This is a genomic window from Klebsiella sp. WP3-W18-ESBL-02 (assembly GCF_014168815.1).
GTDB classification, from domain to species: domain Bacteria; phylum Pseudomonadota; class Gammaproteobacteria; order Enterobacterales; family Enterobacteriaceae; genus Kluyvera; species Kluyvera ascorbata_B.
Genome location: NZ_AP021972.1, coordinates 3,465,017 through 3,478,712, shown reverse-complemented (window position 1 = coordinate 3,478,712; position 13,696 = coordinate 3,465,017). Strand labels below are relative to the sequence as shown.

Annotated in this window: 11 protein-coding genes and 1 riboswitch; of the genes, 6 read left to right on the top strand and 5 right to left on the bottom strand. The window is 56.9% G+C overall.

The genetic code is table 11. The features are described 5' to 3' along the window. Positions 1-12 precede the first annotated feature (12 nt). Positions 13-1,302 (bottom strand): adenosylmethionine--8-amino-7-oxononanoate transaminase, encoded by a 1,290-nt coding sequence (bioA, locus tag H7R56_RS16600; RefSeq protein WP_106924596.1) that lies wholly within the window; start codon positions 1,300-1,302, stop codon positions 13-15. Between the two features lie 83 nt (positions 1,303-1,385). On the opposite strand from bioA, the gene bioB reads away from it, so the two are divergent. From bioB to uvrB, 5 genes are all read left to right on the top strand, one after another. After that, positions 1,386-2,426 carry a biotin synthase BioB gene (bioB, locus tag H7R56_RS16595; RefSeq protein WP_106924595.1) on the top strand — a complete coding sequence of 347 codons (1,041 nt, stop codon included), beginning with the start codon at positions 1,386-1,388 and terminating at the stop codon, positions 2,424-2,426. Further along, positions 2,423-3,580, top strand: a complete 1,158-nt coding sequence (gene bioF, locus H7R56_RS16590) for an 8-amino-7-oxononanoate synthase (RefSeq protein WP_106924594.1) — start codon at positions 2,423-2,425, stop codon at positions 3,578-3,580. Before bioB ends, bioF begins: the two co-directional genes overlap by 4 nt. Further along, positions 3,564-4,319: a malonyl-ACP O-methyltransferase BioC gene (gene bioC, locus H7R56_RS16585; RefSeq protein ID WP_106924593.1), complete on the top strand. Its 756-nt coding sequence runs from the start codon at positions 3,564-3,566 to the stop codon at positions 4,317-4,319. The genes bioF and bioC overlap by 17 nt, the downstream gene beginning before the upstream one ends. Continuing rightward, positions 4,312-4,989 carry a dethiobiotin synthase gene (bioD, locus tag H7R56_RS16580; RefSeq protein ID WP_106924592.1) on the top strand — a complete coding sequence of 226 codons (678 nt, stop codon included), beginning with the start codon at positions 4,312-4,314 and terminating at the stop codon, positions 4,987-4,989. The genes bioC and bioD overlap by 8 nt, the downstream gene beginning before the upstream one ends. Before the next feature lie 638 nt (positions 4,990-5,627). Then, complete coding sequence (uvrB, locus tag H7R56_RS16575; protein ID WP_106924591.1) at positions 5,628-7,652, top strand: excinuclease ABC subunit UvrB; 2,025 nt, start codon at positions 5,628-5,630, stop codon at positions 7,650-7,652. Positions 7,653-7,959: 307 nt separating this feature from the next. Here the strand turns inward: uvrB and pmrB are convergent, their stop codons facing one another. The 4 genes from pmrB to yvcK are packed head-to-tail and all read right to left on the bottom strand — an operon-like array spanning position 7,960 to position 12,338. Then, positions 7,960-9,039 carry a two-component system sensor histidine kinase PmrB gene (gene pmrB, locus H7R56_RS16570; RefSeq protein WP_106924590.1) on the bottom strand — a complete coding sequence of 360 codons (1,080 nt, stop codon included), beginning with the start codon at positions 9,037-9,039 and terminating at the stop codon, positions 7,960-7,962. Between the two features lie 3 nt (positions 9,040-9,042). Further along, positions 9,043-9,714, bottom strand: coding sequence for a two-component system response regulator PmrA (gene pmrA, locus H7R56_RS16565; RefSeq protein ID WP_106924589.1), 672 nt, complete (start codon positions 9,712-9,714; stop codon positions 9,043-9,045). A gap of 10 nt (positions 9,715-9,724) precedes the next feature. After that, positions 9,725-11,356 (bottom strand): phosphoethanolamine transferase EptA, encoded by a 1,632-nt coding sequence (eptA, locus tag H7R56_RS16560; RefSeq protein WP_106924588.1) that lies wholly within the window; start codon positions 11,354-11,356, stop codon positions 9,725-9,727. Between the two features lie 58 nt (positions 11,357-11,414). Then, positions 11,415-12,338, bottom strand: a complete 924-nt coding sequence (yvcK, locus tag H7R56_RS16555; RefSeq protein WP_106924587.1) for a uridine diphosphate-N-acetylglucosamine-binding protein YvcK — start codon at positions 12,336-12,338, stop codon at positions 11,415-11,417. Positions 12,339-12,568: 230 nt separating this feature from the next. Continuing rightward, positions 12,569-12,707, top strand: a riboswitch (molybdenum cofactor riboswitch). On the opposite strand from yvcK, the gene moaA reads away from it, so the two are divergent. After that, positions 12,695-13,684, top strand: a complete 990-nt coding sequence (gene moaA, locus H7R56_RS16550) for a GTP 3',8-cyclase MoaA (protein WP_106924585.1) — start codon at positions 12,695-12,697, stop codon at positions 13,682-13,684. (Overlaps the previous riboswitch by 13 nt.) Positions 13,685-13,696: the final 12 nt, after the last annotated feature.

Here is a 13,696-nt window from a genome sequence, read left to right as displayed (position 1 = left end):
GATTACCGCAGCTTATTGGATAAAAAATGTTTCCTGCTCGACGGCGAGGCAGACCGCACGGGTCAGGCGCGTCAGCTGCTGCGTGGTGATGAGGTACGGCGGCATCAGATAAATAAGGCGGCCAAACGGGCGAATCCACACGCCTTGCTCCACGAAGAAACGCTGAAGCTGGGCCATGTTCACCGGGTAGCGCGTTTCCACGACGCCAATAGCACCCAGTACACGCACATCGGCAACCAGCGGTGCATCGGCAGCAGGGGCCAGTTCGCGCTTAAGCTGTCGCTCGATGGCGGCGACCTGCGTTTGCCATTCGCCGCTTTCCAGCAGCGCCAGACTTTCGGCAGCCACGGCGCAGGCCAGCGGGTTGCCCATAAAGGTCGGCCCATGCATAAAGCAGCCGGCTTCGCCGTTGCTGATGGTTTCGGCCACCTCGCGGGTAGTGATGGCCGCTGACAGCGTCATCGTTCCGCCGGTTAACGCTTTGCCCAGGCACAGAATATCGGCGCTGATGCCCGCATGTTCGCAGGCGAAAAGCTTGCCGGTGCGGCCAAATCCGGTGGCGATTTCGTCAGCAATCAGCAAAATTCCCTCCCGGTCGCACATTTTACGGATCCGCTTCAGCCACTCAGGATGGTACATCCGCATGCCCCCTGCGCCCTGCACGACCGGTTCGAGGATCACTGCCGCAATTTCATGGCGATGTGCGGCCATCAGGCGGGCAAACGCCACCATATCGTATTCGTCAAATTCGCCGTCAAAGCGGCTGTGCGGTGCGGGTGCAAACAGGTTCTCCGGCAGATAGCCCTTCCACAGACTGTGCATGGAGTTATCCGGATCGCACACCGACATCGCGCCAAAAGTGTCACCGTGGTAGCCGTTACGGAAGGTGAGGAAACGCTGGCGCGGCTCGCCTTTGGCCTGCCAGTACTGCAACGCCATTTTCATCGCGACTTCGACCGCAACGGAGCCAGAGTCAGCAAGGAAAACGCACTCCAGCGGCGCGGGGGTCATCGCGACCAGTTTACGGCACAGCGCCACGGCAGCAGGGTGGGTAATGCCGCCAAACATCACATGCGACATCTGGTCAATCTGCGTTTTCATCGCCGCGTTCAGGCGCGGGTGATTGTAGCCGTGAATCGCCGCCCACCACGATGACATACCGTCAACCAGGCGTTCGCCGTCGGCCAGCTGCAGTTCGCAGCCTTCGGCAGAAACCACCGGATAAACCGGTAACGGAGTGGTCATGGAGGTATAGGGATGCCAGATGTGGCGGCTATCAAAGGCGAGATCGTCCGTTGTCATAATCGACTTGTAAACCATTTTGAAAAGTTTTAGGTTTACGAGTATAAACCGAACCGAAAATTAACAAAACCCCGGAGAAGCCAATGGCTCACCCTTTACGCTGGACAATGTCGCAGGTCACCGCTCTTTTTGAAAAACCGCTGCTGGATTTACTGTTTGAAGCTCAGCAGGTTCACCGTCAGCATTTTGATCCCCGCCAGGTGCAGGTCAGCACGCTGCTGTCGATTAAAACCGGCGCTTGCCCGGAAGACTGTAAATATTGCCCGCAGAGTTCGCGCTACAAAACGGGCCTGGAAAGCGAACGTCTGATGGAAGTGGAGCAGGTGCTGGAGTCAGCGCGTAAAGCCAAGATGGCGGGCTCAACCCGTTTTTGTATGGGCGCGGCGTGGAAGAACCCGCACGAGCGCGATATGCCTTACCTCGAGCAGATGGTACAGGGCGTGAAAGCGATGGGACTGGAAGCCTGTATGACGCTGGGGACGCTCTCCGACGGTCAGGCGCAGCGTCTGGCTTCGGCCGGGCTGGATTATTACAACCACAACCTCGATACCTCGCCGGAGTTTTACGGCAACATCATCACCACCCGTACCTACCAGGAACGCCTGGATACGCTGGATAAAGTCCGCGATGCCGGGATCAAAGTGTGTTCTGGTGGGATTGTCGGGCTGGGAGAAACCGTTACCGATCGCGCGGGCCTGCTGCTGCAGCTGGCGAACCTGCCGACGCCGCCGGAAAGCGTACCCATCAACATGCTGGTGAAGGTGAAGGGGACGCCGCTGGCCGATAACGAAGACGTCGATGCGTTTGATTTTATTCGCACCATTGCCGTTGCTCGCATCATGATGCCAACCTCGCATGTGCGTCTATCCGCTGGCCGCGAGCAGATGAACGAGCAGACGCAGGCCATGTGCTTTATGGCCGGAGCCAACTCTATTTTCTACGGCTGCAAGCTGCTGACTACGCCGAACCCGGAAGAAGACAAAGATTTACAGCTGTTCCGTAAGCTGGGCATTAATCCGCAGCAAACCACGGTGACGGCCGGTGATAATGAACAGCAGCAGCGTCTGGAACAGGCGTTGATGACGCCGGATACCGACGATTATTACAACGCGGCGGCGGTATGAGCTGGCAGCAGCGAATAGAACAGGCCGTCACTGAGCGACGCGACGCGCAGGCTTTTCGCCAGCGTCAGCCGCTGGAACAGGGGGCGGGGCGCTGGCTGCTGCACGCCGGGCGTCGCTACCGCAACTTTTCCAGCAATGATTATCTTGGCCTCAGCCAGCATCCGCAGGTGATTCGCGCCTGGCAGGACGGGGCTGAACGCTACGGTGTCGGCAGCGGCGGGTCCGGTCACGTCACCGGCTATCATCTGGCGCATGAGCGGCTGGAAGAGCAGCTCGCTGATTGGCTGGGCTACGACCGCGCGCTGCTGTTTATCTCAGGCTTTGCCGCCAACCAGGCGGTCATTGCCGCGCTGGCCGGGCGTGAAGATCGGATAGTCGCAGACCGGTTAAGCCACGCTTCGCTGCTGGAGGCTGCCAGCCAGAGCCCGGCTCAGCTGCGCCGTTTTCAGCACAACGATAGCCATCATCTGGCTTCGCTGCTGGCTGCTTCTGTCAGCGGCCAGCAGTTGGTTGTGACGGAAGGTGTTTTCAGTATGGACGGCGACAGTGCGCCGTTGGCCAAAATCGCCGCCGCCGCGCGCACTGCTGATGCCTGGTTAATGGTCGATGATGCGCACGGTATTGGCACGACCGGTGAGCGCGGGCGCGGCAGTTGCCATCAGCAGGGCGTTCACCCTGAACTGCTGATCGTTACCTTCGGCAAAGCTTTTGGTCTGAGCGGCGCCGCCGTGCTCTGCAGCCATGCGGTGGCCGATTATTTTGTGCAGTTTGCTCGCCATTTGATTTACAGCACCGCCATGCCGCCCGCTCAGGCGCAGGCGCTACAAATGGCGCTGGCGGTGATTCAGAGTGACGATGGTCAGCAGCGTCGGGAAACGCTGGCGCAGCACGTGGCTGATTTTCGCCTCGGCGCCCGCGGCCTCGCTTATACGTTAACCGACTCAGCGAGCGCTATTCAGCCGCTTATCGTCGGCGATAACGGGCAAACCCTGCGGTTGGCCGAGCGTCTGCGCGAGCGGGGATGCTGGGTCACCGCGATTCGCCCGCCGACCGTTCCGGCTGGCACCGCCCGTTTGCGCCTGGCCCTAACCGCAGCGCACGACGCACAGGACATCATGCATCTGCTGGAGGTGCTGCATGGCGAGCGTGGATAAACAGGCGGTCGCGGCGGCGTTTGGTCGCGCGGCAACGTCGTATCATCAACACGATGAACTACAGCGTCTTAGCGCGACGCAGCTGCTGTCCCAGCTACCGGCGCAGGCGTTTCCTCGCGTGCTGGACGTCGGCTGCGGGCCGGGCGGCTACAGCCGCTACTGGCGAGAACGCGGCAGCCACGTTACCGCGCTGGATCTCAGCGAAGAGATGCTCCAACAGGCACGCAAGCAGCAGGCCGCGGATTGCTACCTGCTCGCCGACATGGAGGCCATTCCATTGCCCGGCGAAGGTTTCGAGCTGGTGTGGAGTAACCTGGCCATTCAGTGGTGCAACGATTTGCCCTCTGCGCTAGCCGGGCTTTATCGCCAGCTCGCCCCCGGCGGGACGCTGGCGTTCACCACGCTGACCGCAGGCTCGCTGCCGGAGCTGAACCAGGCCTGGCAGGCGATTGATAACCATCCGCACGCCAACCGTTTTTTGCCTGAATCGGCGCTCTCCGAGGCGCTGGCGGGGTACCGCAGCCGAAGTCGTGCAACCACCATCACGTTGTCATTCCCCAATGCGCTGAGCGCCATGCGTTCGCTGAAGGGGATTGGCGCGACGCACCTGCACCAGGGGCGCAGCCGTCAGCCGTTAACGCGCGGCAGGCTACAGCAGCTCGAGCTGGCCTGGCCATCGCAGGCGGGAAAATGCCCGCTGACTTACCACCTTTTTACTGGAGTGATTACGCGTGACTGAACGCTTTTATGTAACCGGAACCGATACGGAAGTGGGCAAAACCGTGGCCAGTACCGCGCTATTGCAGGCTGCGCGTTTGCTGGGGCGTCGAACGGCAGGCTATAAGCCGGTTGCCTCCGGCAGCGAAATGACTGAGGAAGGGTTGCGCAACAGCGACGCGCTGGCGCTACAGCGTAATAGCGTCGTGCCGCTGCGCTATGAACAGGTCAACCCCTATACCTTTGCGGAGCCGACCTCTCCGCATATCGTTAGCGCCGATGAGCAGCGGCCGATCGAGGCCAGCGTACTGTCTGCCGGGCTATGCGCGTTGGAATCGCAGGCTGACTGGGTGTTGGTCGAAGGGGCTGGCGGCTGGTTCACGCCGCTTTCCCCGACCTTGACTCTCGCCGACTGGGTGCGAGATGAACGGCTACCGGTGATTCTGGTGGTCGGGGTGAAGCTCGGCTGCATTAACCACGCGGTTCTGACTGCGCAGGCGGTACAGCAGGCAGGGCTGCGGCTGGCGGGCTGGATAGCGAATGACGTCACGCCGCCGGGACGTCGCCATGCCGAATATCTCAGCACCCTTCAGCGAATGCTGCCAGCCCCGATGCTGGGGGAAATTCCCTGGCTGGGTGAGGCGGTCGATACCCAGCCGCTGGGCGGCTATCTTGACCTTAGCGCACTGTGAGTCCTGCTGTCGGGGGCGGGATTCGCGCCGGTGGTCATCTTCATTCGTAAATGCTAAACCGTGGAAAACGTAAGGGAAAAGGCGCAGAAACGAAGGAAAACAAGCGCGCTTTTTTGCTGATACATATCAAAATTGGCGAGAAAATATTTTTTTGCTCGAGCATTGACAGGATGTTGCGCAAATCGCCGTGTGGCGGGGGATAGGGGCTAGCGGCAGTTATCCACTATTCCTGTGGATAACCCTGTGTATTAGAGTTAGAAAACCCACGGTAAACGAGAGAGCATGCGGTCTGCGCCTGAATTGATGCGAAACGCGGCTTTTCTGTGTTTTTGTTGTTAATCAATAAGTTAAAATAAAGCAATGGCGTAATAAAAAGTGCCTTAGGTTGCCATAAAACTTTCATGACCTATATTGACAAATGTTAAAAGAGAAAAAATTCTGGGGATAACCCAATTTGGCCAGCGTTTTATCTTGTCACGGGTTAAATTTTCGCGGCGTGCGTCCGCCATTTCGTCGATTGTGCAAACTACAATAGGTGATTACTGTTTTTATATCCAGTGTTTTTTATTGGCAATTCGGCGGGCGGCGAGTAGAATTAATTCCCAGCCCGGCCCATTCGTCATCAGGTAGCGTCGCCCATGAGTAAACCGTTTAAGTTACATTCCGCATTCAGCCCTTCCGGCGATCAGCCGGCTGCCATCGCGCGCCTTAAAGAGGGGCTTGAGGACGGCCTGGCCCACCAGACGCTGCTTGGGGTGACCGGCTCGGGGAAAACCTTCACCGTCGCCAATGTGATTGCCGACTTACAGCGCCCAACGATGGTGCTGGCGCCGAACAAAACGCTGGCTGCGCAGCTGTATGGTGAAATGAAGGCCTTCTTCCCGGAGAATGCGGTAGAGTATTTCGTTTCTTACTACGACTACTATCAGCCTGAAGCCTACGTCCCAAGCTCGGACACCTTCATCGAAAAAGACGCCTCGGTGAACGAACACATCGAGCAGATGCGTTTATCCGCCACCAAAGCGCTGCTTGAACGCCGGGACGTGGTCGTCGTGGCATCGGTGTCGGCGATTTATGGCCTGGGCGACCCGGATCTTTATCTTAAAATGATGCTGCACCTGACCGTGGGCATGATTATCGACCAACGTTCTATTCTGCGTCGTCTGGCCGAGCTACAGTACACCCGCAACGATCAGGCGTTTCAGCGCGCAACCTTCCGCGTACGCGGCGAAGTCATCGACATTTTCCCGGCCGAGTCGGACGATCTGGCGCTGCGCGTAGAGCTGTTTGACGAAGAGGTTGAACGTCTTTCACTGTTCGACCCGCTGACCGGTCACGTCGAGTCGACGATTCAACGCTTTACCATCTACCCTAAATCGCACTACGTCACGCCGCGTGAACGTATCGTGCAGGCGATGGAAGAGATCAAAGACGAGCTGGCAGATCGCCGCAAGGTGCTGCTGGCCAACAACAAGCTGCTCGAAGAGCAGCGCCTGAGCCAGCGCACCCAGTTTGACCTGGAAATGATGAACGAGCTTGGCTACTGCTCGGGCATTGAAAACTACTCGCGCTTCCTGTCCGGGCGCGGGCCGGGCGAGCCGCCGCCGACGCTATTTGACTATCTGCCTGCCGATGGCCTGCTGGTGATTGACGAATCACACGTCACCATCCCGCAAATCGGCGGTATGTATCGCGGTGACAGGGCGCGTAAAGAGACGCTGGTCGAATACGGTTTCCGTCTGCCGTCGGCGCTGGATAACCGTCCGCTGAAGTTTGAAGAGTTTGAGGCGCTGGCGCCGCAAACTATCTACGTTTCGGCAACGCCGGGCAACTACGAGCTGGAGAAATCCGGTGGCGAAGTGATAGACCAGGTCGTGCGCCCAACCGGGCTGCTAGATCCGCTGATTGAAGTGCGGCCGGTGGCGACACAGGTCGACGACCTGCTGTCTGAAATTCGCAAGCGTTCGGTGATTAACGAACGCGTGCTGGTCACCACCTTGACCAAGCGCATGGCGGAAGACCTCACCGAATATCTCGAAGAACACGGCGAGCGGGTACGCTACCTGCACTCGGATATCGACACCGTCGAGCGCATGGAGATCATTCGCGATTTGCGCCTCGGTGAGTTTGATGTGCTGGTCGGCATCAACCTGCTGCGTGAAGGGCTGGATATGCCGGAAGTATCGCTGGTGGCGATTCTCGACGCCGATAAAGAAGGTTTCCTGCGCTCTGAACGTTCACTGATTCAGACCATCGGCCGCGCCGCGCGTAATATCAACGGTAAGGCGATTCTTTACGGTGACAAAATTACCCCGTCCATGGCGAAAGCTATCGGTGAAACTGAACGTCGTCGCGAGAAGCAGGAACGCTACAACGAAGAGCATGGCATCGTGCCGCAGGGGCTGGTGAAAGACGTCGTCGATATTCTGGCGATGGGCGAGGGGCTGGCGAAGACCAAAGCGAAGGGCCGCGGTAAGTCGCGCTCCGCGTCGCCAATCGTTGAGCCGGACGTTCAGGCGCTGACGCCGAAAGCCTTGCAGCAGCAGATTCAAACGCTGGAAGCGCAGATGCTGAAACACGCACAGAATCTTGAGTTTGAGGAAGCGGCAGACATCCGCGATCGCCTGCATCAGCTGCGCGAGCTGTTTATTGCAGCGTCATGAGTCGGTGCATGAATATCGCGTCGGCCTGATAAGCGTTGTGCTATCAGGCCGCGTGGCGGAGGGGGGCAAAGCCTTCTCCGGCCTGCTGGCTAGAGATGGGGCACTATTTTTCTGAATTGCGGCATCCATCACGAGCCAGCAGCCAGCCTTAATGTTCACTTAATAAATTGTGCTGATACTATCTGCAAAATCATTGAGGGTAGTGTCATGTCAAAACTGAATATCCAGCAGCTGTTCACCTTACTCATCTCTGTTGCCATCGTTGCCGGTTTCCTGAGCCACTGGATGCTGACCTTCTGAGCGCGCTTTAGCGCCTGGTGAGCTGAAACTCTACCCATGCCCGCGTACCGGTTCCGGTCTCGCGGTTTTGCAGGAAGAATGCGGCTTCATGGAGTTGGGCAATGCGCGTGACGATGCTCAGCCCAAGCCCAATTCCGCCGTAGCGGCTGTCCATACGTACAAACGCCTGGCTAAGCTCACCCACCTTCGACTCATCAATCCCCGGCCCCTCATCTTCCACAATAAGCATCGGCTTTGAATCCCTCGCCAGCGACACCGTGATGGTTGACGATGGCGGGCTATAGCGGTGAGCATTCTCAATCAGATTACGCAGCAGAAGCCGCAGCAGCGTGGCGTCACCGGCCACGGTCACCGTCGGTACGGGCTCAGCGATGGCTAATGTCTGCTCACGTGATGCGAGCATCGTTTCCAGCTCTCCCTTCAGCGGTTCAATCACATCGCTCAGCAGATTAACCTGCTGATAGCTGCCTGCTGAGAACGATTGTCCGACGCGGGCCAGCAGTAAAAGTTGCGCAACGCTTTCGGTCATCTGGTCCAGACGCTGTAGCAGCGGCGCCAGATTCAGGTGCTGGGTTTTCTCCAGTAGCTCCAGATGCAGCTTCAGGCCCGCCAGCGGCGTGCGCAGCTCGTGGGCGACATCGGCGGTAAACAGGCGTTCGCGATCGAGCGTCTGGGTCAGGTTTTCCACCAGTTGGTTGATGGCATGGGTAACTGCTTCAACCTCAACGGTGGTCTGCTGCAGGAAAATGGGCTGCAAATTCCCCGGGGTGCGCGCATCCAATTCCCGCTGCAGGTCGGCGAGCGGCTGGGTGATGCGTTTTACCGCCTGCAGACACAGATACAGCGCCAGGCCGATAATCACCACGCTAGGAACCAGCAGGCTGGCGATGGCTTCACGAACCTCATGACGGATATGTTTAACGTTATTGTGGTTGTGCATCAGCATCGCCACTTCCAGCTCAATCTGCTCTTTGCTTTCATGCCATAGCCAGAACACGCTGATGAGCTGGAACACGACCAGAATCAGGCCAATTGCCAGCAGCAGCTGGTGGCGCATCGGCCATTTACGGACGGAAAAAAGCGCCATGCGTTATTCTGCCTTACCGGTATTCACCAATTGATAGCCAAAGCCTCGTACGGTACGAATCCGTGATTTTCCCACCTTGTCGCGCAGGTTATGGATGTGCACTTCCAGCGTGTTGGTGGCCGGTTCGTTGTCCCAGTTATAGATATCGTTGTAGAGAATTTCACGATGCACCGGGCTACCGGCCTTCAGCATCAGACGCGAAAGCAGGGCGTACTCTTTCGGCGTGAGCTCAAGCAGCGCGTCATCCAGCCACACCTGACGGCGCGTAACGTTGAGGCGCAGGTTTTCCACCGTCACTTCATTATCGCCCTGGTTCAGGTTGCGGCGCAGCAGCGCGCGGATACGGGCGTTCAGTTCTTCCAGCGCGAATGGCTTGATTAAATAGTCGTCGGCGCCGGTATCAAGACCGCTGACGCGGTCCTCCAGCGTATCGCGGGCGGTCAGAATCAGCACCGGCGTGGTCATTTTCTCCTGCCGCATACGGTGGAGGAAATGCAGCCCGTCTTCATCCGGCAGGCCGAGGTCCAGCACGATCAGGCTATAGTGCCCGTTGGCCAGACTCAGCGCAGCCTGCTGCGCCGTGGCGACGCCGTCACAGGCATACCCTTCACTCTGCATGGCCAGAATCAGCCCCTGCAATAATAGGGTGTCATCTTCAACGACTAATATTTTCATCTGTTCGCCTCTATTTGCACGTCGCTAATATATCATCCGCTGCGCGATACTCTTTGGTCTCTACGCCGGTCATCCCCAGCACGGTAGAAAACAGATTATCCTGCGAGTAGTCATTCTCTTTGGCCTGTTTCTGCAGGCAGTCGTAATTCACACCGTAACGCTGCTGATAATCCTTGGATAGCCATAATAACATTGGTACATGTTTTTGCGTTTCCGGAGCAATAGAATACGGTAATCCGTGCAGATAAACGCCATTTTCCCCTAGCGATTCGCCGTGGTCGGAAAGATAAACCAGGCTGGTGGTAAATTTATCCTGTCTGGATTGCAGCAGTTTGATGGCCTTATCGACAATATAATCGATATACAGAATGGTATTGTCGTAGGTATTTTTCAGCTGCTCCTGGGAACAGGATTGAATTTCGCTGGTGTCGCAGGTTGGCGTAAAGCGGCGGAACTGCGGCGGGTAGCGATTGTAATAGGTCGGGCCATGGCTACCAATGGTATGCAGCACAATGACGCCGTCGCCCTGTAGGCTATCGATGGTTTTTTCCAGATCGTGGAACAGAACTTCGTCGTAGCATTCACCGTTAATGCACTGGCCCGGCAGATTCAACGCCGTCACGTCCTGATGCGGCACGCGGTCACAGGCGCCTTTACAGCCGCCGTCGTTGTCGTTCCACTGCACCTGAATCCCCGCGCGCTGGAGGATATCCAACAGCCCTTCCTGGTGATAGGCCAGCGCTTCGTCGTAGCGTGCTCGCGGCATATTCGAGAACATACAGGGAACGGACACCGCGGTAGCGGTACCGCAAGAGGTCGTGTTAGGGAAGTAAACCACATTATCTTGCGCTAACCGCGGGTTGGTATCGCGGTCGTAGCCGCCCAGCGAGAAATTGGCGGCGCGTGACGTTTCGCCCAGTACGATAATGGTTAAATTCTTACGCGGGCCATTTTTCATCAACGCTTTTTGCTGCGCATCTTCGCCAATTTTAACCAGCGGAAGATTGGCCATTTTGTGGTGATAATACCAGGAGTTAAGCGCAACAATACTGTTTGACGGGTTCAGTGATTTCACCAGTTCTTTATTATTACGGAACAGCGATGCGTAATCTTTATAGAACAGGCCTGCAACCAGCAGAATTAATAGGGTAGAGACAATAATTGTGCCCGCGCGCGTTAGCGCACCGCGCCACAGCGTTGTGGCGGGCTTAATTTTTACCCACCAGGCCAGCGCAATAAACAGCAGTGCGGTGATCCCCAGTACGATAATCATCTGGCCGGAAAGCAGGGCATAGCTCTCGGCGGGGGTGGTATCAAAAATATTGGTGACCATCGAGCGGTCAACAATAATACCGAAATTCATCATGAAATATTGTGCGCTGGCGCCGAGCAGAATAAACAGCGTCACGAGCACTTTCTCAAGACGAACGATGGACGCGAGCGCCAGACAAATCGCCATCACCGCAAAGGCGACGATCGGCATGGTCAGAAAGACCAGCGCGTTATGCAGGCTATCAACTGGCAGCAGGGTAAACGCCTGGCGATAAAATACGACGTTGAGCGCCAGGGCAATGTAGAGCGCGAATAAAACAATGTAGGCCAAACGGCTAATCGTAGGGCGTTGACGTAACAGGCGAAGCATAGCAGTAACCTAATAAGATTGATGCTCGCTATGCTGCCCGACCTATTTTAAGACAACCTTAAGATTTTAAGGAATCGCCGCCTAAAGCCTGAAGCGCCTCTTCCAGCGCGGCGCGTAACAGGGCGCGATCGTGACGATACGGAATGTCGCTCGCTTCCAGCGCCTGCTGAATCACTACTTTATCTGCCGTACCGCTGATGTCCGCTTTCGGACTCACTACCACGGCATCAATAACCGATTTACCAATGTAATGCTCCAGCAGGCTCAGCCGGTCTCCCAGACTCAGATGACCGGCAGGGCTGTGCTCACGGCCCAGGTTTTCGATGTAAACCATTGGGGCAGGCGTGCGACGCAGCGCCTGAGCAATGTCCGGCAGCAGCAGAATCGGCAGCAGGCTAGTGTAGAAACTGCCCGGGCCGATGAGGATCAGGTCGGCTTCGGCAATGGCCTGTACCGCTTCGCGAGTGGCGCTAACCGACGGCGTCAGCAGCAGCTCCTGTGGAGGCAGTGTGAGCTGGTCAATATTAACCTCGCCGTAGATTTCGTGGCCCTCGCTGTCGATTGCCATTAAATCGACCGGCTGCTCCGACATCGGGATCAAGGATGCCTCTACTTTCAGCAGGTTTCTGATTAAATTAATCGCCTCTAAAGGCCTTACGCTCAGGTGATCCAGCGCCTTTAACATCAGATTTCCGAGGTTATGCCCGGAAAGTTCGCCATTACCACCAAAACGATACTCAAACATGGTCGATGCGACGCTGGGTTCGGTGATTAATTGATTGAGACAGTTACGCATGTCGCCCCAGGCGATACCGCCTTCCGAACGGCGAATGCGCCCTGTAGAACCGCCGTTGTCGGTCGTGGTGACGATGCCGGTGAGGCGAGAACCCAACGATGACAGGGATGACATCACGCGTCCAAGGCCGTGCCCGCCGCCGAGCGCGACAACGCGGTCGAGATCGGCAAAAGTGCGATTGCGCATACAGCTTCCTTATGTCCTGAAAATGGGCTTACATTAGCCTAACTACCTCTAAAAGACGATGCCCCGTACCGGTCAAAATGACGTATATCAATGCAAAAACATGATTTTTACGTATTCTGTAGGGAAAGTGCACGATCGTCTCGTTATGTACATGTTTATATAGCGAAAGCGAAAATGGCGAAACCGTTATTCTCGCGCTACTATTCGGCATAACATGGTTCAGTATTACCGACTGAACAACACACTCTAGCCTCTGCGCCTAAGTCAAAAGATAGGGCGTTTTGGCCGCGGCAGGTTCTCCTGTCGCCAGGGCGAAGGAAGAAATGATCTCGCCTCCCGTATTTGGAAAGGTGTCTATGGCTTCACAACTCACTGATGCGTTTGCGCGCAGGTTTTTCTATCTGCGCCTGTCGATTACCGACGTATGCAATTTTCGCTGCACCTACTGCCTGCCTAACGGCTACCAGCCTAATGGGGTCACCAATAAAGGGTTTCTGTCGCTTGACGAAATTCGCCGTGTGACGCGCGCCTTTGCGGCTCTGGGGACCGAGAAAGTGCGACTGACCGGCGGCGAACCGTCGCTGCGTCGCGACTTTACCGATGTGATTGCCGCAGTCAAAGAGAACGCCGCCATTCGCCAGATCGCGGTCACCACCAACGGTTACCGTATGGCGCGAGACGTTGCCGCCTGGCGTGAGGCAGGACTGACGGCGCTGAACGTCAGCGTCGACAGCCTTGACGCGCGCCAGTTCCACGCGATAACCGGGCAGGATAAGTTCCGCCAGGTGATGGACGGCATCGACGCCGCCTTTACCGCAGGCTTTGATAAAGTGAAGGTCAATACCGTGCTGATGCGCGATGTTAACCATCACCAGCTCGACACCTTTCTGGCGTGGATCAAACCGCGCCGTATTCAACTCCGCTTTATTGAACTGATGGAAACCGGCGAGGGCAGCGAGCTGTTCCGCAAACACCATATTTCCGGCATGGTGCTGCGCGACGCGCTGCTCAGACGCGGCTGGATCCATCAAATCCGTCAGCGCAGCGACGGCCCGGCACAGGTCTTTTGCCACCCCGACTACGAAGGGGAAATCGGCTTAATCATGCCGTATGAAAAAGACTTCTGCGCCAGCTGTAACCGCCTGCGCGTCTCGTCCGTTGGGAAGCTGCATCTGTGCCTGTTTGGCGACGGCGGCGTTGATCTGCGCGAGCTGCTGGCCGAAGACGCCCAGCAGCAGGCGCTGGAAGCGCGCATTGCCGAAGCCTTAACGCACAAAAAACAGACCCACTTCCTGCATGAGGGCAATACCGGGATTACCCAGAATTTGTCCTATATTGGTGGATAATTCGTTATCAAG

Excerpts from the sequence above, each read along its gene's own strand:
- bioA (WP_106924596.1), bottom strand. The coding sequence starts at position 1,302 with ATGACAACGGACGATCTCGCCTTTGATAGCCGCCACATCTGGCATCCC.
- bioB (WP_106924595.1), top strand. The coding sequence starts at position 1,386 with ATGGCTCACCCTTTACGCTGGACAATGTCGCAGGTCACCGCTCTTTTT.
- bioF (WP_106924594.1), top strand. The coding sequence starts at position 2,423 with ATGAGCTGGCAGCAGCGAATAGAACAGGCCGTCACTGAGCGACGCGAC.
- bioC (WP_106924593.1), top strand. The coding sequence starts at position 3,564 with ATGGCGAGCGTGGATAAACAGGCGGTCGCGGCGGCGTTTGGTCGCGCG.
- uvrB (WP_106924591.1), top strand. The coding sequence starts at position 5,628 with ATGAGTAAACCGTTTAAGTTACATTCCGCATTCAGCCCTTCCGGCGAT.
- pmrB (WP_106924590.1), bottom strand. The coding sequence starts at position 9,039 with ATGGCGCTTTTTTCCGTCCGTAAATGGCCGATGCGCCACCAGCTGCTG.
- pmrA (WP_106924589.1), bottom strand. The coding sequence starts at position 9,714 with ATGAAAATATTAGTCGTTGAAGATGACACCCTATTATTGCAGGGGCTG.
- eptA (WP_106924588.1), bottom strand. The coding sequence starts at position 11,356 with ATGCTTCGCCTGTTACGTCAACGCCCTACGATTAGCCGTTTGGCCTAC.
- yvcK (WP_106924587.1), bottom strand. The coding sequence starts at position 12,338 with ATGCGCAATCGCACTTTTGCCGATCTCGACCGCGTTGTCGCGCTCGGC.
- moaA (WP_106924585.1), top strand. The coding sequence starts at position 12,695 with ATGGCTTCACAACTCACTGATGCGTTTGCGCGCAGGTTTTTCTATCTG.